Here is a 19,233-nt window from a genome sequence, read left to right as displayed (position 1 = left end):
CGTGGCCGCCCGCGCGCCTCACTTCGTGCAGGTGGGCAGCGAGCCGGCTCGCTGGTCGGCGATCGCCTCGACCGCCTTCTTCGCCTCGTCGAACGTGGCGATCTTGACCACCCGCAGGCCGTCGGGCACGTGGCCGACGACCTCGTCGCAGTTGTCGGCGGGCGCCAGGAACCACTTGGCGCCACCGTCGTGGGCACCGACGAGCTTCTGGCGGATGCCGCCGATCGGCCCGACCTGGCCGTCGGAGTTGATCGTGCCGGTGCCGGCGATCTGCTGGCCCCCGGTGAGCGGGCCCGGGGTCAGGGTGTCGTAGACCGCCAGGGAGAACATCGTCCCCGCCGAGGGGCCGCCGACGTTGCCGGCATTGATCTTCACGTCGATGGGGAACTCGAACCGGATGCCGAGGAAGACACCCACGGTGGCGCGACCGTCAGCTGCGCGGGTCTTGGCCTCGACCGTCACCGGCTTGCCCCCGCGCACCAACCCGAGCGCGACCGTCTCGCCGGGCTTGTGGGCGCCGACGCCGTCACGGACGCCGTTCGAGTCGGAGACCGCCTTGCCGTCGACGGAGACGATCTCGTCACCGGCCTTGATCAGTGCGGCCGACGGCGCGTCCTTGGCCACCTGCGCGACGACGACGTGCTCGGTGACCTTCTGGCCGACGGCCTTGAGCGCCACGGCGACCGCCTCCTGCTGCGAGTCGATCATCTCGGCGGTGCTCTCCTCCTCGACCTGCTTGCCGGTCACTCCCTTGGGGAAGTAGAGCTCCTCGTCCACGACGTCCTCGCTCGGACGGAGCGCAGCAGCCAGCAGGTCCCAGACCGTCACGCGGTACCCCGGTCCCCCGGCGATCCGCACGGTGGTGAAGTCGAGCGCACCCTTGGTCGGGTAGGTCGGAGCACCCGACACCGTGATCAGCTGCTGCCCGGAGAGCGTGCCGAGCGTGTTGGTGATCGGGCCCGGCTTCATGATCACGTAGGGCAGGCCGACCATGACCGACAGCGCCCCGAGGGCGATCRCCAGGAAGAACCCGACGAGGCTGACGATCGACCGACGGCTCATGCGGTAGGGGTCGCCGACGGCCCCACCGACGCCGCCGGTCGGGCCGGTCGGGCTCGTCGGGCCGGTGGGCCCCGACGCGTCGTTCGGCTGGTGGACCTCGGGAGGGGACGTGCTCACGGCAGGCCCACCCACTCGTCGCTGCCGTCGGTGAACAGCTGGTGCTTCCAGATCGGGACGGTTCCCTTCAGGGTGTCGACGAGGTCACGACAGGCCTCGAAGGCCTGGCCGCGGTGCGGCGCCGAGACGGCCGCGACCACGGCGAGGTCGCCGATCTCGAGGTGGCCCACCCGGTGCACGGCCGAGAGCCGGGCGACCTCGTGGCGACCCGCGACGGCACGGCACACCTGAGCCAAGGTCTCCACGACGCTGGGGTGCGCCGAGTAGTCCAGGGCGGCCACGTCGGCGCCGTGGTCGTGCTCACGCACCACCCCGACGAACAGGGCGATGCCCCCGCACCGCGGATGCTGCACCGACCGGAGCACCTCGTCGACGCTCAGCGGCTCGTCGCGGACGTCGCTGAGCACCACCATGGGCTCGCTGTCGAGCTCCCTGACCGGATCGGTCATGCCGTCGAACCTTTCCTGCGGCGTCGCCGCATGATTGCCGCCGTACCCACCAGGGCCACCGCGGCGCTGGCCGCCCCCAGGGCGGCATCCTTGCGGTCCAGTCTGCGCGCCGCCACTGCGTGGGAGCCCCGGATCGCCTCGAGAAGCACGCCGAGACAGGTCTCGTTGTCGTGGACCGGCACCCAGCCGCGACCCAGCAACGTGCGGGCGGAGACCGCCCAGGGAAAGGCCACGAAAGCAAGGTCGCTGGCAGGGGCCGGCAACACCCCAACGCGGTGGAGGCGGTCCGCAGTTCCCATCGCCGCCCCCAGGCTGAGCTCGACCTGACGCATGCCGGTCAGTCGTTCGAGGTCGCGCTGCGTCAGGTGGCCCTCGGCGCCGACGGTGACAGCCCCAGCCACACCCTGGGCCAGGACCAGCGCCACCGCGGACCCCAGGTCGTCCACGTGGCAGAACTGCCAGGCCGACTCGGCTCCGCGCAGGGTGAGCAACCGCGGCGCCTCGAAGTGCCGGGTGACGACCGTGTCGACGCCTTCGCCCACGAGTGCGGCGGGCCGGACCGCCGTGATGGTCAGTCCGGGATGGACGTCGCGAGCGACCGCGATGAGGTGCTCGACGTCCATGAGGTCGCCCACCTGCCCCTCGTCGGAGGCTGCGCGCAGGGGCGCGTCGTCCTCCAGCGGGACGGGGTTGTCGGCGTGGGCCCCGTAGGTCTGCGCCGACGTCACGACCACGAGGTGGCGCAGCCCGGCGGCCGCAGCCGAGGTGATGACGGTCTGGGCGACCCGCAGGTTGCGTTCGCGCCGGACCCGGCTGCCGAGGGCCAGGTCGCGTGCGAGGTTCGTGCTCGTGGCGACGTATGCCGCGGCGTGCAGTCCCGAGAGCGAGGCAGCGAGGCTCGGGTCACCAAGGTCTGCGTGGCGGTACTCGACTCCCCCGACCGGTACGGGGTCGGTGCCCACCGCGACCACGGTCCCGATCCGCGCCTCCCCGTCGACCCCACCGGGCCGGGCGCTGGTCGTGCCCCGGGCGGCCGCGGACACCAGGGCGCGCAGCACCGCACGACTCGCCGGGTCGGCCGTACCGATCACCGCGACGTCGATCGCGCTACGCCGCGAGCGAACGGCACCCCGTCCAGCCCGCTCGGGGGAACTCACTGTGGCCTCCGCGTGGTTGTCTAGTGAGAGACCATCCTCTCAGGACCGCTGAGGAGCAGTTGTGCCCGACCTTCCCCGTGACCATGACGACCCGTCCGACGACCCGTCCGACGACCAGTCGAGCCACCCGCGCGACGAGTTCGCGGACGCGGCGTCCGAGCCGTCCGAGCCGGCTGACCCCTTCGGGCCACCGTCCGACGACGCCCTGGGCAACGCCCTCGCCCCCGAGATCGCTGAGGTGCTGGCGCGCCTGACCGGCGGCGAGATCGACCCCGACATGGCCAAGGCCCTCAAGGACATGGGCATCGACCAGGTCGACCCGGCGATGCTGCAGATGATGGTCGGCCAGATGCAGTCGATGTTCGCCAGCACCGACACCGATGCGTTCAACCTGACCCTCGCCACCGACACCGCCCGCAAGACGGTGTCGGAGGCCGGCGACTCGGTGGTCGGCGAACCCGCCCAGCGCCAGCTCGACCAGGCGGTCCAGGTGGCTGAGCTCTGGCTCGACGAGGTCACCGCCTTCGTGGCCCCGGGCATCTCGACGCACGCCTGGAGCCGGGCCGAGTGGGTCGAGGCCACCATGAAGACGTGGGGCACCCTGGTCGAGCCGGTGGCCGAGGGGGTGGGCCGCGCCGTCGGTGACGCGATGCGCACCCAGCTGCAGCAGCTCGGGGAGGGCGGCCTGCCCGAGGGCCTGCTGCCCGCCGGCATGGACCCCGCGGCGATGCTGGGCCAGATGGAGCCCATGCTGGCGAAGATGAGCGGCGCGATGTTCGGGCTGCAGGTCGGCCAGGCCGTCGGCACCCTCGCCACCGAGACGGTGAGCGGCACCGAAGTGGGCCTGCCCCTCGTGGCCGACCGCTCGGTCGCCCTCCTGCCCGCCAATGTCGAGGCCTTCGCCGAGGGGCTCGGGGTTGACCTCGACCAGGTGCGGATCTACCTCGCCGTCCGCGAGGCCGCCCGGGTGCGGCTGTTCTCGGAGGTGCCGTGGATCGGCCCGCAGCTGGTCGCCGCGGTCCGCGACTACGCCCGCGACATCAGCATCGACACCGACCGGATCGAGAGCGCCCTGCAGTCGGTGGACGCCAGCGACGCCACGGCCCTGCAGTCCGCGCTGCAGGACCAGCTGTTCCGCCCTGACCCCAGCCCGGCGCAGCGCGCGGCACTCGGCCGGCTGGAGACCTACCTCGCGCTCGTGGAGGGCTGGGTCGACGTCGTGGCCGACCGCGCCACGCGCGACCACCTCCCCCAGTCCGCCGCCCTCGGCGAGGCGGTCCGTCGCCGGCGGGCCACCGGCGGTCCCGCCGAGAAGGCGTTCGCCGGCCTGGTGGGCCTGGAGCTGCGACCCCGCCGCCTGCGCGACGCCGCGAACCTCTGGGCAGCCCTGGAGGCCAAGCACGGAGCCGACGGCCGCGATGCCGGGTGGGGCCACCCCGACGTCGCCCCGACCGGGGCCGACCTCGACGACCCGCTCGGCTACGTCGAGCGGTTCGGCACCTCCGAGAGCGCCGACCTCGACGCGGCCCTCGACCAGCTGCTCCGCGAGGGCGAGGCCGACGAGGACGGCCGGTGACGGCGCAGCCGTCCGGCGTGCCCGCGGCATACCTCACACTGCGCGACGACGCGATCGCCCGGCTGGCCGCCTGGAACGCCCCTGACCCCCAGCAGGAGCAGTGGCGGACCGAGCTGCTCGAGCACTGCCGGCTGCACCCGGACGCGTTGTGGAAGCAGGGGCCGGCGCAGCACCTCACCACCGGCGCCATCGTGCTCGACGAGTCGCTGGAACGGGTGTTGCTGACCCTGCACGCGAAGGCGGGGATGTGGCTCCAGTTCGGAGGGCACTTCGAGCCCGAGGACGGGAGCATCCTCGCCGCGGCCACGCGCGAGGCCCGCGAGGAGAGCGGGCTCCCCGATCTGGAGCTGGACCCCCGCATCGTCGAGCTGCACCGGCACCACCTGCTCGACCCGGCGTTCGGCCGCTGTGCCGAGCACCTCGACATCCGTTTCGCGGGGGTCGTGCCGGGTGACGCCGCCTTCGCCGTCAGCGACGAGTCCCTCGATGTCGCCTGGTGGCCTGCTGACGGGATGCCGCCCGAAACCGAAGCCGAGCTGGGTCCGCTCGTGCGCGCCGCGCAGCGCCTGCTGGCCTGAGCCGGTCAGTCGCTGGGACCGAAGTCGAGCGCGGCCTGGCCCAGCTCGTCGGTGTCGGCCTCGGCGTCGGACAGGTCGAGCCCTGCGGTGGCCGCCACGCCCTCGAGGTAGCCACGCGCCCGCTCGAGCCGCGGGTAGCCGGCCAGCAGGCGCCAGAAGTCGGGGCCGTGACCCGGAGACAGCAGGTGGGCGAGCTCGTGGAGGATGACGTAGTCGAGCACGTAGCCCGGCATGCCCCTGACCCGCGTGGAGATACGGATCGTGCCGTCGGCGGGGGTGCACGAGCCCCAGCGGGAGTTCTGGTTGGTCACCCAGCGGATGCTGATCGGCTTGGCCTGGCCGCCGAGGTAGCGCTGCGACAGCTCAGCCGACCGGGTGCGCAGCTGGGCGTCACCGGGGCGTCGCTTCCTGTCGCCCTTGGCCAGTCGCTCGAGCATGGTGTCGACCCACTGCTGCTCCTCGGCCTTCGTGAAGCGGGCAGGGATGAGCACGATGGTGCGACCACCCTCGCGGTAGGCGCTGACGGTGCGGCGGCGCTTGCGGCTGCGTCGCACCTCGACGTCTGGACTCCCCATACCCACCACGATAGGCGAGCGGACCGACATGGCCGGTGACCCGCGCCGCAACCTGAGCGCCCCCTGGGGCGCTCAGGTTGCGGAAAGGAGCGTGGCCAGCCTGCGGTCGAGCACCTGCACGGCCGGCCCGAACACGGCATACGCCTCGTTCGTGGTCTGGCCGAGGGCGTAGCGGTAGTAGATCTGCTGGGCGATGACGGCGAGCCGGAAGACGCCGTAGGCCTCGTAGAACACGGCGTCGTCGGGGCTGACCTCGCGACCCGCCCGCTCGCAGTAGCCCGCGACGAGCTCGGCCCGGGTGAGCATGCCGGGCAGGTGGGTGGGCACCCGACGAAAGCTCTGGAAGTCGGCGTCGTCGTCGGCCTGCACCCAGTACGCCAGCGCCGCACCGAGGTCCATCAGCGGGTCACCGACCGTGGCCATCTCCCAGTCGAAGATCCCGACGATGCGGGTGGGGTCGTCGTCGGCGAGGACGAGGTTGTCGAGCTTGTAGTCGTTGTGGATCACGCAGCTGCCGACGTCGGCGGGCTGGTGGGCGTCGAGCCAGGCCATCGCCCCCTCGAGGTCGGGCTGACCCTTCGTGTGCGCCCGGCGGTAGCGCGCCGACCAACCCTCCACCTGGCGACGCACGTAGCCCTCCCCCTTGCCCAGGGCGTCGAGCCCCGCCCCGGCGGGATCGACGGAGTGCAGCTCCACGAGCACGTCGAGCATGGTGTGGCACAGCTGGGTCGCCTGGTCGGCGGACAGGTCGACCGGCATCTCCCTGCGCGGCACCGTGCCGACCAGACGCTCCATCACGTAGAAGTCGCCGCCCAGCACCGACGAGTCGTCGCACATCGCGACCATCGTTGCGACATAAGGGAACACGGGACCGAGCGCGTCCTGGATGCGGTGCTCGCGAGCCATGTCGTGGGCACCCCTGGCCTTGGTGCCGCTGGGCCCGCGACGGAGCACCAGGTCCAGGTCGGGGAAGCGCAGGAGGTAGGTGAGGTTGGAGGCTCCGCCCGAGAACTGGAGCACCTCGGGCTCCCCGGCGAGGCCCGCGGCATACCGGTCGTCGGCGTGGGCGCGCAGCCACGTCACCGCCGCGTCGACGTCGAAGGCGTCCTCGGCGCGGACCGGCCTGGCGCCGGCGACCTCGCTCACCGCTCGTCCGCCAGCCGCGACGCCTGGTGGCGCATCAAGGCGTCGTATGCCGGGCGGTCACCCCACTTGAGCGCGAAGGCCTGGCGGGCCGGCTCGTCGGGGACGATGACGTCGTCGCCGTTCGCGATCCCCTCCAGGACCGCGGCCGCGACCTCCTCGGCCGTCACCGTCGCGCGCTCGATCATGCCGGCGACGACCGCACCGACCCGGCGGTCGGAGCCGCGCATCGAGCTGAGCAGGTTGGTCTTGAAGTACGACGGGCAAACCGCAGATGCCTTGACACCAAAGGGATGCAGCTCGTGTCCGGTCGTCTCGGTGAAGGCCACGACCGCCGCCTTCACCGCGTTGTAGGAGCCCATGCCGGCGGCGTGCACCAGGCCCGCGAGCGAGGCGACGTTCACCACGTGGCCCGAGCCCTGCTGCTTGAACATCGGCGTGAAGGTGCGGGTGCCACGCACGACGCCCAGCAGGTTGACGTCGATGATCCGGCGCCACTCCTCGATGGTCGACAGCTCGATCCGGCCGCCGCCGGCGATGCCTGCGTTGTTGACCAGGATGTCCAGTCCGCCCCAGGTCTGCTCGACGTGGGCGAGGGCGGCCGCCCAGTCGTCGTCGGAGGTGATGTCGAGCGCAAGGTCGACGCCCTCGCCGGCGTTCACGTCGGTCGCCAGCACCGTGTCGCCGGCCGCGCGGAAGGCGCTGACGAGGGCAGCTCCGAGACCTGACGCGCCTCCCGTCACGAGGACACGGCGGCTCACTGGTGCTTCCCGAGCTCGATGCGGCCGACCACGCTGCGGTGCACCTCGTCCGGCCCGTCCGCGAGGCGCAGCGACCTGGCCCCCACCCAGGCCGCGGCCAGCGGGAAGTCGGTCGTCATGCCGCCGCCGCCGTGGAGCTGGATCGCGAGGTCGATGACGTCGAGGGCCATCGCCGGCACCTCGACCTTGATCTCACTCACGGCCGAGAGCGCCTCCCGCGAAGCGCCCTGGTCGAGGAGCCAGGCCGCGTGCATCACCAGCAGGCGTGAGCGGTTGATGGCGATCCGGGCGTCGGCGATCCGCTCGAGGTTGCCCCCCAGCTTGGCGATCGGCTTGCCGAAGGCGGTGCGGGCCAGGGCGCGCTGACAGGCCAGCTCGAGGGACCGCTCGGCCAGTCCGATGGCCCGCATGCAGTGGTGCACCCGCCCGGGGCCCAGACGACCCTGCGCGATCTCGTAGGCGCGCCCGGGGCCGAGGAGGACGTTCGACGCCGGCACGCGGACCTCGGTGAAGGACACCTCGCCGTGGCCAAGGGGTTCGTCGTAGTAGCCCATCGTCGTGAGCATCCGCTCGACCTCCACCCCGGGAGCGTCGCGCGGCACCAGCACCATCGTGTGGCGGGAGTGGCGGTCGGCGTCGGGATCGGACAGCCCCATGAAGACGAGGATCTTGCACTCCGGGTTGCCGATCCCGGTCGAGAACCACTTGCGGCCGTTGATGACCACCTCGTCACCCTCGATGACCGCGGTGGCGGCCATGTTGGTGGCGTCGGAGGAGGCCACCTCGGGCTCGGTCATGCAGAAGGCGCTGCGGATCCGGGCGTCGAGCAGGGGTTCGAGCCACTCGCGCTGCTGCTCGGGCGTGCCGTACTTGAGCAGCACCTCCATGTTCCCGGTGTCGGGCGCGTTGCTGTTGAACACCAGGGGCGCGATCGCCGAGCGACCCATCACCTCGGCGACCGGCGCGTAGTCGACGTTCGTGAGGCCTTCGCCGCCGTCGGTCCCGAAGTCCGCGGCATACCGCCCCGCATGCTCGCGGGGCAGGAACAGGTTCCACAGGCCCTGCGCCCGTGCCTTGGCCTGCAGCTCCTTGATCACCCGCGACGGGGTCCACGGGTCGCCACCGCTCTCGCGTCGGCGCTGGATCTCGGCGTGGAGAGCCGCCTCGACCGGCTCGATCTCGGTGTCGAGGAAGGCGCGGACGCGGTCGCGCAGGTCGGTGGCGCGCGGTGACAGGGAGAAGTCCATGCGACCGACCCTAGTGAAGGTTGCCGTGCGGGTCAGCGGCCGTGGAAGGTGGGCGGGCGCTTGGCGGCAGCCGCGGCGATGCCCTCGTGCAGGTCCTCGGTGGCGAGGGTGACGGCCTGGGCGAGCGCCTCCCACTGCAGGGCGTCCTCGAAGGTCGCGTGCCCGCCGTCGCGCAGCGCCTGCAACGTCAGCCTCGTGGCCACCGGCGCTGCCGCCGCGATCCGCTCGGCCGCGGCGATTGCCTCGGGCAGCACCTCGTCGACGGGCAGGGCCCGCGACACCAGTCCGAGCTCGGCCGCCTCGGTGCCGGTGACCAGGCGGCCGGTCAGCAGGAGGTCGCGGGCCACCGCGTGACCCGCGACGTTGGGCAGCGACCAGGTGGTCGCCATGCCCGGGTGCAGGCCCAGCGAGGTGAAGGGCACCCCGATCTTGGCGTCAGCGGCGGCATACCTGAGGTCGCAGGCCAGCGCGACGGCGAACCCCGCCCCGATCGCCGCGCCGTTGACGGCGGCGATCGTGGGCACCTCGAGGTCGCGGATCGAGAGCCACGAGCGGTAGAAGGCGAGCATCCTCATCCGGAGCTCGCTGACCGGGGCATCAGGGTCCTTGACGATCCAGGACAGGTCGCCACCGGCGCTGAACGCGGGCGCCGCGCCGGTCACCACGACGGCCGCGAGCGCCTCATCGGTGCGCAGCAGCCCCACCAGCCTCACCCAGGAGGTGGTCATGGCCGTGCTCATCGAGTTCCGTCGATCCGGGAGGTCGAGGGTGACCACCGCGATCCGGCGTCCCGAGACCTCCCGAGAATCGACTCGCAGGTCCTCGAACTGGGTCTCCCACCACGACTGCGTGCTCATGGGGCGAAGACTAGGGGCGGGCGCTGAGCACGACGCACAGGCCCCCCTTGCGCGATTTTGTGCTCAGCATGGTCTAAGTTTGGCCGAAGTCCGACGGCGCACCGTGTGCCGTGAACAAGAGGAGACATGGCGATGGCTGAAGAGACCTACAAGGGCGAGTTCTACTGCGTGAAGTGCAAGGAGAAGCGCGAGGCCGAGGGCCGTGTCGTGGAGACCAACGGTCGCCGCATGGCCAAGGGCGTGTGCCCCGTGTGTGGCACCAACCTCAACCGCATTCTCGGCAAGGCCTGACACCAGCAGTTCCCAGGCTTTCCACGCGAGGGGCGGGTCCGACCACAGGTCGGACCCGCCCCTCGCGGCGTGCCGGCGGTTGGCCTGAGGCCTGTGGATGGCCGACCGGGAGCGGTGCCGGCTGTGCCAGATTGGCCGCGTGACCGCCCGTCCCCTGCTCAAGACCCTGTGGCCGGTGCTGCGCCGCGGCCCGCGGTGCGTGCAGTTCGGCACCGACCAGGCGCACGCCACGGTGGTGGACGGGCTGCACCCCGACGAGGTGGACGCCCTCGAGCTGCTCGACGGCACGCGTGAGCTCCCGGCGGCGCTGCGCACGCCGACCGGCCGCGACCTGCTCGACCTCCTCCTCGCCCACCGGCTCGTCGTCGACGTCGGCCTCCCCGCCCCGCTGCCACCTCGCGTGCGGTCCCTGCTCGCCCACGACACGCAGGCGTGCCTGCGCGCGGCCCCGAGCCCGAGCCACGGGTATGCCGCGTTGTCCGGCCGCCTCGCCGCGCACCTGCTCGTGGTCGGCAGGGGTGACCTGCCCCGCTCCCTCGCCGACCTGCTGCGCCGCGCCGGGGTCGGCTCCGTGTGGCAGGGCCCCGAGGCCGCCGACGACTGGGAACACGCCCAAGGGCATGCGGCGGCAGCCGGGGGCCGGCTCGGGGCGCGGCCGGTGGCGCTCGTCGTCGTGGCCGGCTACGCCGCCGTCGACCCGGCGACGGCGACGCCCTGGCGGGCCCGCGGCATACCGGTGCTCCCGGTCGTGCTGCACGGCCTCGAGGCGGTCGTCGGGCCGGTCGTCGGGCCGCGCGGGCCGTGCCTGCGCTGCCTCGACCTGGCGCGGGCCGACCTCGACCCCGCCTGGCCCGCCGTGCTCGGACAGCTCGTGCCCACCACGGTCGGGACCGGGCCGGAGGTCGCCGGCGAGACCACGCTGGTCGCGATGGCCGCCGCGGTGGCCGCGATGGTGGCCCTGGCGGTGGTCGACGGCCGGGCCGTCCCGACGGGTCGTTCGCTGGAGTTCTCGCTGCCCTGGCCCGCGGTCCGCCAGCGCCAGTGGGAGGCGCACCCGCGGTGCTCCTGCATGGCCCGATCCGACCCGTCGCGGCAACCCGCTGACGGTGACGCACCCGCACAGGCGATGATGGCGGGGTGAACGAACTTCCTCGGCGCGCCGTCAGCCGCACGGCCCGTCTGGCCAGCCTGCCCCTCGGCTTCGCCGGCCGCACCGCCGTGGGGTTCGGCAAGCGGGTGGGGGGCAAGCCCGCCGAGGCGGTCGCGGCCGAGCTGCAGGCCCGCACCGCCGAACAGCTGTTCAAGGTGCTGGGCGAGCTCAAGGGCGGCGCGCTGAAGTTCGGCCAGGCCATGTCGGTCATGGAGGCCGCGCTCCCCGAGGAGATGGCCGGCCCCTACCGCGCCACCCTGACCAAGCTGCAGGAGGCCGCCCCGCCGCTCCCCGCCGCCACGGTGCACAAGGTGCTGGCCGAGGAGCTCGGACCACGCTGGCGGAGCGCGAAGTTCCAGTCCTTCGACGACACCCCCGCCGCGGCTGCCTCCATCGGGCAGGTGCACAAGGCGGTCTGGCGCGACGGTCGTGAGGTCGCGGTGAAGATCCAGTACCCCGGGGCCGGCAAGGCGCTCCTCTCCGACCTCAACCAGCTGGCGCGGGTCGCCCGGCTGGCCGGCGGCTGGATCCCCGGCATGGACATCAAGCCGATCACCGACGAGCTCAAGTCCCGCATGAGTGAGGAGCTCGACTACAACCTCGAAGCCTCCAACCAGCGCACCTTCGCCAAGGCGTTCCGCGACGACCCGCACTACGCCGTGCCGGACGTCCTGGTCCACAGCGAGCACGTCATCGTCTCGGAGTGGATGGACGGCATCCCGCTGAGCCAGATCGTCGCGTCCGGCACCCCCGAGCAACGCAACGCCGCCTCCGAGCTCTACATGGCGTTCCTGCTCGTCGGTCCCGCGCGGGCCGGGCTCCTCCACGCCGACCCCCATCCCGGCAACTTCCGCCTGCTGCCCGACGGACGGCTCGGCGTCATCGACTTCGGCGCGGTCAACCGGCTGCCGTCAGGACTGCCGCCCGCCATGGGCTCGCTGGTCAGCGCGGCGCTGCGGTCAGAGGCGGGCCAACTCGAGCGGGGTCTGCGGTCCGAGGGGTTCATCAAGCCGTCGATGTCCCTCGACGCCGAGGCTCTGCTCGAATACCTCCAACCGTTCATCGAGCCCCTGACGCGCGCCGAGTTCACCTTCAGCCGGCCATGGCTGCGGGGCGTGGCCGCGCACGTCAACGACATCCGTCGTCCCGAGTTCCTGGTCGGCATGAAGCTCAACCTGCCCCCGTCCTACCTGCTGATCCACCGCGTCTGGCTGGGCGGGATCGGGGTGCTGTGCCAGCTGGGAGGGACCGTGCCGGCTCGACAGATCGTGGTCGACCACATGCCCGGTATGCAGCTCCAGCACCTCCCGCCGCCCGTGGACTGACGAGGCTCACCACCAGGCGGAGTCGAGCTTTCCCTCGATGCTGCGCAGGTGCTCGCGGCTGCAGCGGTCGCAGGTCCACACCTCGCGACCGTTCTCGGTGCCACGGGTCCAGGTGATCGCGGCCAGGTCCGGGTCCGCGGCAGTGGTGCCGCACGTCGCGCAGACGGGCGGCGGCTGGGGAGCTCTGACCGGTTCGCCCACCACTACTTCTTCGTGAGGGCGGCGTCCTTGGCCTTCGCCGCCGCCTTGGCCGCCTGCTTGAACTCGCGCACCTTCGCCAGCGAGGCGGCGTCGACGACATCCGCCACCGAGCGGTACGAGCCGTCCTCGGCGTACGGACCGATGGCCTCCTGCCAGCCGGGCGGTCGCACCTCGAGCTGCTTGCCGACGAGGGCGGCGAAGATGCGGGCCTTCTGGTCGCCGAACCCGGGCAGCGCCTTGAGCCGCTCGACCAGGTCGCGGGTGTCCTTCGCCTCGGTCCAGATCGTCTCGGCGCGGCCGTCGTACTGGTCGCGGACCACGGCGGCGAGCTGCTGCACGCGACCCGCCATCGACCGGCCGTAGCGGTGGATCGCCGGGGGCGTGGCGCACAGGTCGGCAAACGACTCCGCCTCGGCGGCGGCGATCGCATCGGGCGCCAGCGTCCCGAACCGGGTGAGGATCTTCCAGGGCCCGCGGAAGGCGTGCTCCATCGGGTACTGCTGGTCGAGGAGCATCCCGACCAGCAGGGCGAACGGGTCGTTGCTGAGCACCTCGTCGGCGGCCTCGTCCTGGGCGATGCGGATCTGCGTAGCCATGTCGGCCAGCCTAACGACGGGGTTTCGAGGCGGGTAGGGGCCTTGCCGCCGCAGCCCTCAGAGCAGGTAGACGAAACCCGGGCCCTCGTCGCGGTAGGGGATGCCGAGCGAGTCCAGCGCCGGCTTCCACGAGCCGGTCACACTCGGGTCCGCCCCCTCGAACCCGTGGTCGGCCGTGAGGAGGAACGTCACCTCGTGCAACACCCCCAGCTGGTCGAGGTGGTCGAGGAACGCCACGAGCCGCGCGTCGCTCTGGCGCAGCGAGTCGCGCGCCTGCTCCGACCGCGGGCCACCACCGTGGTGTCCCGCGTCGGTCACGACGTGCGCCCACCAGGTGAGGGTGGGGGCATCCTCGGCCGTCTCCCACAGCTGGAGCACCTGCTGCAGACCGAGGTCGTCCACCTGCACGCCCCACCGGAAGTAGGCGTCGTCCAGGTGCTCCGGCCTCTGGACGAACGGCGACTTCGCCGGGTCGGGCATCAGGTCACCCATCCCGTTGGTGGCCGACTCGAACCCGCCCGCGGCCCGCAGCAACGCCATCGTGCCGTAGTCGGCGCCGCGGTCGATGGCCTCGTCGACACTCGCCGTGCGCGGCGAATTCGATTGCGGCACATGGTCGTTCACCATCTCGAACACCGTCCGCACCCCTGGTCTCAGCCACTCCCCGCTCCGGTGCCAGGTCTCGGCATCGTTGGGGACGACCCGCTCCTGCAAGGCACGGTCGAAGTACACGTTGCCCAGCACGCCGTGTCGCCCCGGGCCGACACCGGTGAGGATCGACGTGTGGTTGGTGAGCGTCACGCTCGGGAACTCCGCCACCGCTCCCCCACGAAGCGCCAGCCCGTGCTCGATCAGCCGGGCGACCCCGGGCAGCTCACCGGTCTCCGCGAGGTGGAGCAGGTCACCGCAGTGCGCGCCGTCCCAGAGGATGCCGACGACTCGCCGACGCTGGCCGTGCGGCAGTGGTTCGAGGTATGCCGCCAGCGCCCGTCCGTCCAGGGCTTCACCGTCCTCGTCGCGCAGGTCGTCGGCAGGCACCCCTGACAGGAGGGCCAGGGTGGGCGCCACGTCGACGAGCCGGGCGTGGTCGTTGACGAAACCGCGCTTCGCCACCCCGGGCCCGGACATCAGCAAGGGGGCGCGCGACTGGATCACGTCGAGCGACCCGTGCTCGCCCGCATGGCCACCCTCGTCCACGAACCAGTGCCGCGGGGTGTGGACGACCGCGAGGTCGGGACTGCGGTCGGCGTCCCCGAACAGCGAGAGGATCCGCTGCGCGGCATACGGGTACGCGTTGTCGGTGGACACCCGCGGACCGGCGGACGCGAGCTCGGCGGCGTACGGCAGGAAGGCCATCGGGTCCTCGCTGGCCACCGGGTCCACCCCCGAGAGGACCTCGTGGCTGCCGTCGAAGTGCAGTCGGACGACGCCGAGGTGGTTCGCGGCGTGGGCCACGTCGTCCTCGACCCACACCACCAGGTCGACGACGGCGGCGAGGTCGGGGGCGGTCAGGGCCGTGACGACGGCTTCGCGCGACATGCCCGGACCCTAACGAGTCGACCGTGCACGACACGCTGACGGACGGAACGACATCAGCGTGTCGTGCACTCTCGAGCTCCCGGGCATGAAAGAACCCGCCGGGACGACCTCCAGAGCGGAAGGTCCCGGCGGGTTCGGGCGCGGGGGTCACCGGGCCAGCATGCGAGGCAGGGCGAGCAGCATCTCCTGCTGCGCCTGTGCCTCGAGCCGGCGCTGGTACTCCCGTTGACGGCGCCGTCGATGGGCGCGCGCCAGGTCGGCGTACAAGGCCTGGAACATGGTGAAGCTCCTGGGGTGTGAAAGATGGATATCGGTGGTGTGGGCGTGGTCGACGGTCGGTCCCGCGGGGCCAGCTCCTGCGGCTGACCCCGCGATCACCTCTCCGGCGCCCCCGCCAGTGGTCACGACGTGCGTCAGGGACGACATCAGGCGGCGACCGGGTTCTTGCGCGGCCGGCCACGGGGCCGCTTGCGTGCGACGATGACCCCCTGGATGAAGAGCTCACCGCCCCACACGCCCCACGGCTCGGACCGCTCGAGCGCGCCTGCGAGGCAGGCGGCCAGGGCCGGGCACGTGCGGCACAGCGACTTCGCGAACTCGACGTCAGCCGGGCTCTCGGCGAACCACATCTCGGCGTCGTTCTCCTGACACGGGATGCCGGCGCCTGCGATCGCGGCCTGCTCGTTCAGGTCGTGGAGTGCGCTCAGATGCATCGGGTGTCACCTCCCTCTCGTCGTCCCGCCACGGTGGTGGCGGATTCTGTTGGTTCCGTCTGGCCGGTGGGTCCCCGGTCGGGGGCCGGCCCGTTCTCTTCGGTGTGGCACTTCATCTCTGGTGGTGCTTCTTCCTGCTCGGCGTGGTGCGGAAGAAATCTGTTCGGACAAACACCTGTTCTGGACAAACACCTGTTTTGGACAAACAGAAAGGCCGCGGATCCCGGATGTCGGGTTCCGCGGCCTCGGAGAGGACCTGCTGGCTGGTGGCCTAGACAGGTGGGTCTCCGAAGGGACGGAACGCGAGATCCTTGGTGGCACCGAAGCTGCCGACGTAGAACGTCGGAACCGGGGCATCGGTGATCACACGGGTGGCGACGGGCGAGGGCACAGTGGTCCCCTGGACCCATCCACGGTTGGCTGCGAGGAGGATCTGGCCGACCTCGGGGCACACCGAACGGACGCGGGACATGTGAGTCGCGTCGATCGTCATCGTGATGTTCTCCATTGGGACCTACCCTCCTTCGGCTGCTCGTAGGACGTCAGCGCATCGCGCGCGACACCCTGGGCTGTGTGTTCGTCCAGAGTAGAGGACGGCGCTGCGGGGCAGCAACGCATTTATCGAGATTTCCTGCAAAGAATTGGTGAACGAACCGCTAGTCGCCGGAATCCGTTGCGGCAGAACGGCTTTCGAGCACCGATTCGACATCGGCGCCACCGATGAGCGCCAGCACCTGCTCGCCGTAGAGGCCCAGCTTGCGGGTCCCCACTCCTGAGATCTGGGCGAGCTCGCCCTCCGTGCCGGGTTCGCGCTCGGCGATCGCCGTGAGCGTGGCGTCGGTGAAGACGACGTAGGCCGGCACGCTCGACTCGCGTGCGACAGCCAGCCGCCAGGCGCGCAGCCGCTCGAAGGTGGCCTCGGAGTAGGTCGGCGGGCAGGTGTCGCACCGGCCCGTCTTGCGCTGGCCCGCGGTGGTCAGCTCGGTGCCGCAGGAGCGGCAGTGCGCCGGCAGGGCGGGCTTGAGCGCCTTGCCCCGCGCAGCCTTGCCGCCCACCTTGCCCGCGCCCTTGGGCTGGGACCGCGCGCCGTCGCCGAGGATGCTCGCCGCGCCGTCGAGGAACCGCGACGGCCGGCGACTGGCCCGTGCCCCGGGCGTGCGGGCACCCGACCACGAGAGCCGCAGCTCGCGACGAGCCCGGGTGACGCCGACGTACATGAGCCGACGCTCCTCCTCGATCGCCTCGGGGGTCTCGGCCATCATGATCGGCAGGTAGCCGTCGGAGACCCCGGCCAGGAAGACGACGTCCCACTCCAGCCCCTTGGCAGCGTGCAGGGAGGCGAGCGTCACGCCCTGGACGGCAGGGGCGTGTTGGGCGGAGGCCCGTTCGTCGAGCTCGCGGACGAAGTCGGGGAGCCGCGCCTCGGGCGTGGTCACGACGAGGTCGTCGGACAAGGCAGCCAGCGCGCTGAGCGACTCCCAGCGCTCACGTCCGGCGCCGCCGGAGCTCGGCGCCTCGCGGGTCCACCCGGCCCCGAGCAGGACGTCCCGGACCAGCTCGGGCAGTGGCTTCGAGGCGTCGTCGGACCGGGCCGCTCCCCTGAGCAGGAGGATCGCGTCGCGCACCTCGCGGCGGGAGAAGAACCGCTCCCCGCCGCGCACGAGGTAGGGAACGCCCTGGTCGGCCAGCGCCGACTCGAACGCCTCGGACTGCCCGTTGGTGCGGAACAGGATGGCGATCTCGGCCGGCGACACCCCGTCGGCCACCCGCTTCGCGACCTCGGCAGCGATGGCCGCGGCCTCGGCCGGGTCGTCGGGGTGGGAGGTCAGCACCGGGACCGGACCGTCCTGCCCCTGCGCCTGGAGCTGGACGGCGTTGCTGCGCATGGCCCCCGACGGGCCACGCACGACGAGGTTCGCGAGCCCCACCACCTGGGGGGTCGAGCGGTAGTTGCGCACCAGCCTCACCACCCCGGCCTTGGGGTGGCGGGTCTGGAACTCGAGGAGGTGGCGGGGGCTGGCGCCGGTGAACGAGTAGATCGTCTGCGCTGGGTCACCCACGACGCACAGGTCGTCGCGCTCCCCCACCCAGAGGTCGAGCAACCGCTGCTGCAGGGCGTTGACGTCCTGGTACTCGTCGACCACGAAGTGGCGGTACTGGGACCGCACCGCGCGGGCGATGTCGTCGCGCTCGGCGAGGATGCCGACGGTCAGGAGCAGCACGTCCTCGAAGTCGATCACCCCACGCTGGGTCTTGACCTGCTCGTAGGCCTCGAGGACCCGAGCCATCGCGGTGGCGTCGAGGCCGGGGGGTTCGCGACGCGCGGCGCGCGCCCCCGCGGCATACGTCTCCGGGGTGAGCATGGACACCTTGGCCCACTCCACCTCGGCGGCGAGGTCGCGGATGGCCGTGCGGTCGCGAGCGAGGTCGAGGCGCAGCGATGCCGCGGCCTGGGCGACCGCCGCGGCCTTCTGGCTCATCACCTCGGGCGCCGCACCACCGATCGCCTGCGGCCAGAAGTAGTGCAGCTGGCGCAGCGCCGCGGCGTGGAACGTGCGGGCCTGCACGCCCGCGACGCCGAGCGTGCGCAGGCGGGTGCGCATCTCGCCCGCCGCGCGGGCCGTGAAGGTCACCGCGAGGACGCGCTGGCCCTGGTAGGCGCCGGCGTGCACGCCGTAGGCGATCCGGTGCGTGATCGCCCTGGTCTTGCCCGTGCCGGCTCCGGCGAGCACGACCATCGGCCCCAAGGGGTGCGCGGCAACCTCGCGCTGCTCGGGATCGAGGGCGTCGAGGATGGCGTCGGCGGAGGCGTGCACGGGTATGCCGTGGGGTTGCGTGGGCATCGGCGCGATCCTGTCATGGGCGACCGACGACGGTCTCCACCGGAGTGGTCAGCGGCTGCCCACCGGGCCAGTCAACGGCCAGTCACCGGGCCAGTCACTGGGCCAGTCACTGGGCCAGTCACTGGGCCAGCCCGTAGACCCGCGTCACGTGGAGACGCAGGATGCGGCGCCCGTCCTGCACCATCGCGCGGCGGTAGTCGGCCCAGTCGGGGTGGTCCTCGCCCCGGATGGCCCGGTACACCTCGATCAGCTCCTCGACCACCTCGTCGTGCTCGTCGGCCGCCACCGGTGAGAACTCGGCATCGCCCTCGAGCACGGCATACGACCAGCCGTCGGGCGAGGTGACCATCAGCGAGCCCCTCGGGTCACGCAGGAGGTTCGCCACCTTGGCGCGGCCGTCGACGACCGAGACCCGCGCCGACAGGGCGCCGGCGTCGCCGCGGTCGAGGGCGAAGTTGACCATCGACAGCTGCGGCCGACCATCGCGTTTGAGGGCCGCGAGCACCCCGAGGTTGCGGCCGGCGGCCAGGGACAGGAGGGCAGGGTCGAACGCAGGGGTCTGGGGCATGGGACATCATGGTCATACAGGTCACACGACGGCCAGGAAGATCCCGACCCCTGGCATGGTTGTAGCCCCTGACAGAACGGACCAGCCTCCGACCCCCGTGAGAGAGACGATGAGCCCCAGCGCCCTGAAGCACCCCGCCCCCGGTTCCGTGACCATGTTCAGCACCTCGTGGTGTGGCTACTGCAACCGCCTCAAGGCCCAGATGGGGCGCGAGGGCATCGCCTTCACCGAAGTGAACATCGAGGAGGTGCCGGAGGCCGTGAAGTTCGTCATGGACGCCAACGACGGCAACCAGACCGTCCCCACGCTGCTCTTCCCGGACGGCTCGTCGGCCACCAACCCCTCGATCAACGAGGTCAAGCAGCGCCTCGCCTCCTGATGGGCACCGCTGACTGAGCCTCGGCACAGACTGATCGGCACACAGACTGATCGGAACCACACAGACACCCGAGACCCCAGCCCGGCGGCTGGGGTCTCGTCACGTC

The 19,233-nt window shown here is 71.9% G+C and carries 22 protein-coding genes; 6 read left to right on the top strand and 16 right to left on the bottom strand.

Features of this window, described 5'->3' with window-relative positions:
- Positions 1-18 precede the first annotated feature (18 nt).
- From AC1DX8_RS01350 to AC1DX8_RS01340, 3 genes are read right to left on the bottom strand one after another with little or no spacing between them, the layout of a single operon-like run.
- Entirely contained in the window at positions 19-1,179 is a 1,161-nt protein-coding gene (locus AC1DX8_RS01350) for a YlbL family protein (RefSeq protein ID WP_477628102.1), read from the bottom strand.
- Positions 1,176-1,628: a molybdenum cofactor biosynthesis protein MoaE gene (locus AC1DX8_RS01345; RefSeq protein ID WP_477628101.1), complete on the bottom strand. Its 453-nt coding sequence runs from the start codon at positions 1,626-1,628 to the stop codon at positions 1,176-1,178. Before AC1DX8_RS01345 ends, AC1DX8_RS01350 begins: the two co-directional genes overlap by 4 nt.
- Positions 1,625-2,785 carry an NAD-dependent epimerase/dehydratase family protein gene (locus AC1DX8_RS01340; protein WP_477628100.1) on the bottom strand — a complete coding sequence of 387 codons (1,161 nt, stop codon included), beginning with the start codon at positions 2,783-2,785 and terminating at the stop codon, positions 1,625-1,627. Before AC1DX8_RS01340 ends, AC1DX8_RS01345 begins: the two co-directional genes overlap by 4 nt.
- A gap of 61 nt (positions 2,786-2,846) precedes the next feature.
- Between AC1DX8_RS01340 and AC1DX8_RS01335 the strand changes: the two genes are divergently transcribed.
- Positions 2,847-4,361, top strand: coding sequence for a zinc-dependent metalloprotease (locus AC1DX8_RS01335; RefSeq protein ID WP_477628099.1), 1,515 nt, complete (start codon positions 2,847-2,849; stop codon positions 4,359-4,361).
- Positions 4,358-4,939: an NUDIX hydrolase gene (locus AC1DX8_RS01330; protein ID WP_477628098.1), complete on the top strand. Its 582-nt coding sequence runs from the start codon at positions 4,358-4,360 to the stop codon at positions 4,937-4,939. The genes AC1DX8_RS01335 and AC1DX8_RS01330 overlap by 4 nt, the downstream gene beginning before the upstream one ends.
- Before the next feature lie 5 nt (positions 4,940-4,944).
- On the opposite strand, the gene AC1DX8_RS01325 is transcribed toward AC1DX8_RS01330, so the two are convergent.
- The 5 genes from AC1DX8_RS01325 to AC1DX8_RS01305 form a co-directional block, all read right to left on the bottom strand.
- A complete protein-coding gene (locus AC1DX8_RS01325) occupies positions 4,945-5,514 on the bottom strand; it encodes a M48 metallopeptidase family protein (protein ID WP_477628097.1) in 570 nt (189 codons plus the stop codon).
- 72 nt (positions 5,515-5,586) lie between these two features.
- Positions 5,587-6,660 carry a phosphotransferase family protein gene (locus AC1DX8_RS01320; protein WP_477628096.1) on the bottom strand — a complete coding sequence of 358 codons (1,074 nt, stop codon included), beginning with the start codon at positions 6,658-6,660 and terminating at the stop codon, positions 5,587-5,589.
- Positions 6,657-7,418 carry an SDR family NAD(P)-dependent oxidoreductase gene (locus tag AC1DX8_RS01315; RefSeq protein ID WP_477628095.1) on the bottom strand — a complete coding sequence of 254 codons (762 nt, stop codon included), beginning with the start codon at positions 7,416-7,418 and terminating at the stop codon, positions 6,657-6,659. Before AC1DX8_RS01315 ends, AC1DX8_RS01320 begins: the two co-directional genes overlap by 4 nt.
- On the bottom strand, positions 7,415-8,665 hold the full coding sequence (locus AC1DX8_RS01310) for an acyl-CoA dehydrogenase family protein (protein WP_477628094.1): 1,251 nt from the start codon (positions 8,663-8,665) through the stop codon (positions 7,415-7,417). Before AC1DX8_RS01310 ends, AC1DX8_RS01315 begins: the two co-directional genes overlap by 4 nt.
- A gap of 32 nt (positions 8,666-8,697) precedes the next feature.
- A complete protein-coding gene (locus tag AC1DX8_RS01305; protein WP_477628093.1) occupies positions 8,698-9,522 on the bottom strand; it encodes an enoyl-CoA hydratase/isomerase family protein in 825 nt (274 codons plus the stop codon).
- A 132-nt stretch (positions 9,523-9,654) separates the two neighbouring features.
- Here AC1DX8_RS01305 and AC1DX8_RS01300 point away from each other — a divergent pair, with 132 nt between their 5' ends.
- The 3 genes from AC1DX8_RS01300 (at position 9,655) to AC1DX8_RS01290 (ending at position 12,288) form a co-directional block, all read left to right on the top strand.
- On the top strand, positions 9,655-9,813 hold the full coding sequence (locus AC1DX8_RS01300) for a DUF5679 domain-containing protein (RefSeq protein ID WP_091788997.1): 159 nt from the start codon (positions 9,655-9,657) through the stop codon (positions 9,811-9,813).
- 139 nt (positions 9,814-9,952) lie between these two features.
- Positions 9,953-10,954, top strand: a complete 1,002-nt coding sequence (locus AC1DX8_RS01295) for a hypothetical protein (protein ID WP_477628092.1) — start codon at positions 9,953-9,955, stop codon at positions 10,952-10,954.
- The gene (locus tag AC1DX8_RS01290; protein WP_477628091.1) at positions 10,951-12,288 is read left to right on the top strand and encodes an ABC1 kinase family protein; all 1,338 of its coding nucleotides are present in this window, start codon (positions 10,951-10,953) and stop codon (positions 12,286-12,288) included. The genes AC1DX8_RS01295 and AC1DX8_RS01290 overlap by 4 nt, the downstream gene beginning before the upstream one ends.
- A gap of 6 nt (positions 12,289-12,294) precedes the next feature.
- On the opposite strand, the gene AC1DX8_RS01285 is transcribed toward AC1DX8_RS01290, so the two are convergent.
- The 8 genes from AC1DX8_RS01285 to AC1DX8_RS01250 all read right to left on the bottom strand — a co-directional run bounded on the left by AC1DX8_RS01285 (position 12,295) and on the right by AC1DX8_RS01250 (position 18,748).
- Positions 12,295-12,489 carry a hypothetical protein gene (locus AC1DX8_RS01285; RefSeq protein ID WP_477628090.1) on the bottom strand — a complete coding sequence of 65 codons (195 nt, stop codon included), beginning with the start codon at positions 12,487-12,489 and terminating at the stop codon, positions 12,295-12,297.
- 2 nt (positions 12,490-12,491) lie between these two features.
- Positions 12,492-13,085 carry an HhH-GPD-type base excision DNA repair protein gene (locus tag AC1DX8_RS01280; RefSeq protein WP_477628089.1) on the bottom strand — a complete coding sequence of 198 codons (594 nt, stop codon included), beginning with the start codon at positions 13,083-13,085 and terminating at the stop codon, positions 12,492-12,494.
- A 57-nt stretch (positions 13,086-13,142) separates the two neighbouring features.
- Positions 13,143-14,624 (bottom strand): alkaline phosphatase family protein, encoded by a 1,482-nt coding sequence (locus AC1DX8_RS01275; protein ID WP_477628088.1) that lies wholly within the window; start codon positions 14,622-14,624, stop codon positions 13,143-13,145.
- A gap of 147 nt (positions 14,625-14,771) precedes the next feature.
- Entirely contained in the window at positions 14,772-14,903 is a 132-nt protein-coding gene (locus AC1DX8_RS01270; RefSeq protein ID WP_477628087.1) for a hypothetical protein, read from the bottom strand.
- A gap of 146 nt (positions 14,904-15,049) precedes the next feature.
- Entirely contained in the window at positions 15,050-15,337 is a 288-nt protein-coding gene (locus tag AC1DX8_RS01265; RefSeq protein WP_477628086.1) for a WhiB family transcriptional regulator, read from the bottom strand.
- A gap of 271 nt (positions 15,338-15,608) precedes the next feature.
- On the bottom strand, positions 15,609-15,845 hold the full coding sequence (locus AC1DX8_RS01260; protein WP_477628085.1) for a hypothetical protein: 237 nt from the start codon (positions 15,843-15,845) through the stop codon (positions 15,609-15,611).
- Between the two features lie 148 nt (positions 15,846-15,993).
- Complete coding sequence (locus tag AC1DX8_RS01255) at positions 15,994-18,180, bottom strand: ATP-dependent DNA helicase UvrD2 (protein WP_477628084.1); 2,187 nt, start codon at positions 18,178-18,180, stop codon at positions 15,994-15,996.
- Between the two features lie 118 nt (positions 18,181-18,298).
- The gene (locus tag AC1DX8_RS01250; RefSeq protein WP_477628083.1) at positions 18,299-18,748 is read right to left on the bottom strand and encodes a PPOX class F420-dependent oxidoreductase; all 450 of its coding nucleotides are present in this window, start codon (positions 18,746-18,748) and stop codon (positions 18,299-18,301) included.
- A gap of 109 nt (positions 18,749-18,857) precedes the next feature.
- Here AC1DX8_RS01250 and AC1DX8_RS01245 point away from each other — a divergent pair, with 109 nt between their 5' ends.
- Positions 18,858-19,127, top strand: a complete 270-nt coding sequence (locus AC1DX8_RS01245) for a glutaredoxin domain-containing protein (RefSeq protein WP_477628223.1) — start codon at positions 18,858-18,860, stop codon at positions 19,125-19,127.
- The last annotated feature ends 106 nt before the right edge of the window (positions 19,128-19,233 follow it).

Source organism: Pedococcus sp. P2_A3 (assembly GCF_056405035.1).
The sequence above is the reverse complement of the archived record's forward strand: the minus strand, read 5'-3'. Positions and strand labels throughout refer to the sequence as shown.

Coding starts and splice junctions, on each gene's coding strand:
- AC1DX8_RS01265 (WP_477628086.1), bottom strand. CDS start 15,337: ATGCATCTGAGCGCACTCCACGACCTGAACGAGCAGGCCGCGATCGCA.
- AC1DX8_RS01300 (WP_091788997.1), top strand. CDS start 9,655: ATGGCTGAAGAGACCTACAAGGGCGAGTTCTACTGCGTGAAGTGCAAG.
- AC1DX8_RS01345 (WP_477628101.1), bottom strand. CDS start 1,628: ATGACCGATCCGGTCAGGGAGCTCGACAGCGAGCCCATGGTGGTGCTC.
- AC1DX8_RS01280 (WP_477628089.1), bottom strand. CDS start 13,085: ATGGCTACGCAGATCCGCATCGCCCAGGACGAGGCCGCCGACGAGGTG.
- AC1DX8_RS01270 (WP_477628087.1), bottom strand. CDS start 14,903: ATGTTCCAGGCCTTGTACGCCGACCTGGCGCGCGCCCATCGACGGCGC.
- AC1DX8_RS01310 (WP_477628094.1), bottom strand. CDS start 8,665: ATGGACTTCTCCCTGTCACCGCGCGCCACCGACCTGCGCGACCGCGTC.
- AC1DX8_RS01325 (WP_477628097.1), bottom strand. CDS start 5,514: ATGGGGAGTCCAGACGTCGAGGTGCGACGCAGCCGCAAGCGCCGCCGC.
- AC1DX8_RS01260 (WP_477628085.1), bottom strand. CDS start 15,845: ATGGAGAACATCACGATGACGATCGACGCGACTCACATGTCCCGCGTC.
- AC1DX8_RS01245 (WP_477628223.1), top strand. CDS start 18,858: ATGAGCCCCAGCGCCCTGAAGCACCCCGCCCCCGGTTCCGTGACCATG.
- AC1DX8_RS01250 (WP_477628083.1), bottom strand. CDS start 18,748: ATGCCCCAGACCCCTGCGTTCGACCCTGCCCTCCTGTCCCTGGCCGCC.
- AC1DX8_RS01305 (WP_477628093.1), bottom strand. CDS start 9,522: ATGAGCACGCAGTCGTGGTGGGAGACCCAGTTCGAGGACCTGCGAGTC.
- AC1DX8_RS01275 (WP_477628088.1), bottom strand. CDS start 14,624: ATGTCGCGCGAAGCCGTCGTCACGGCCCTGACCGCCCCCGACCTCGCC.
- AC1DX8_RS01255 (WP_477628084.1), bottom strand. CDS start 18,180: ATGCCCACGCAACCCCACGGCATACCCGTGCACGCCTCCGCCGACGCC.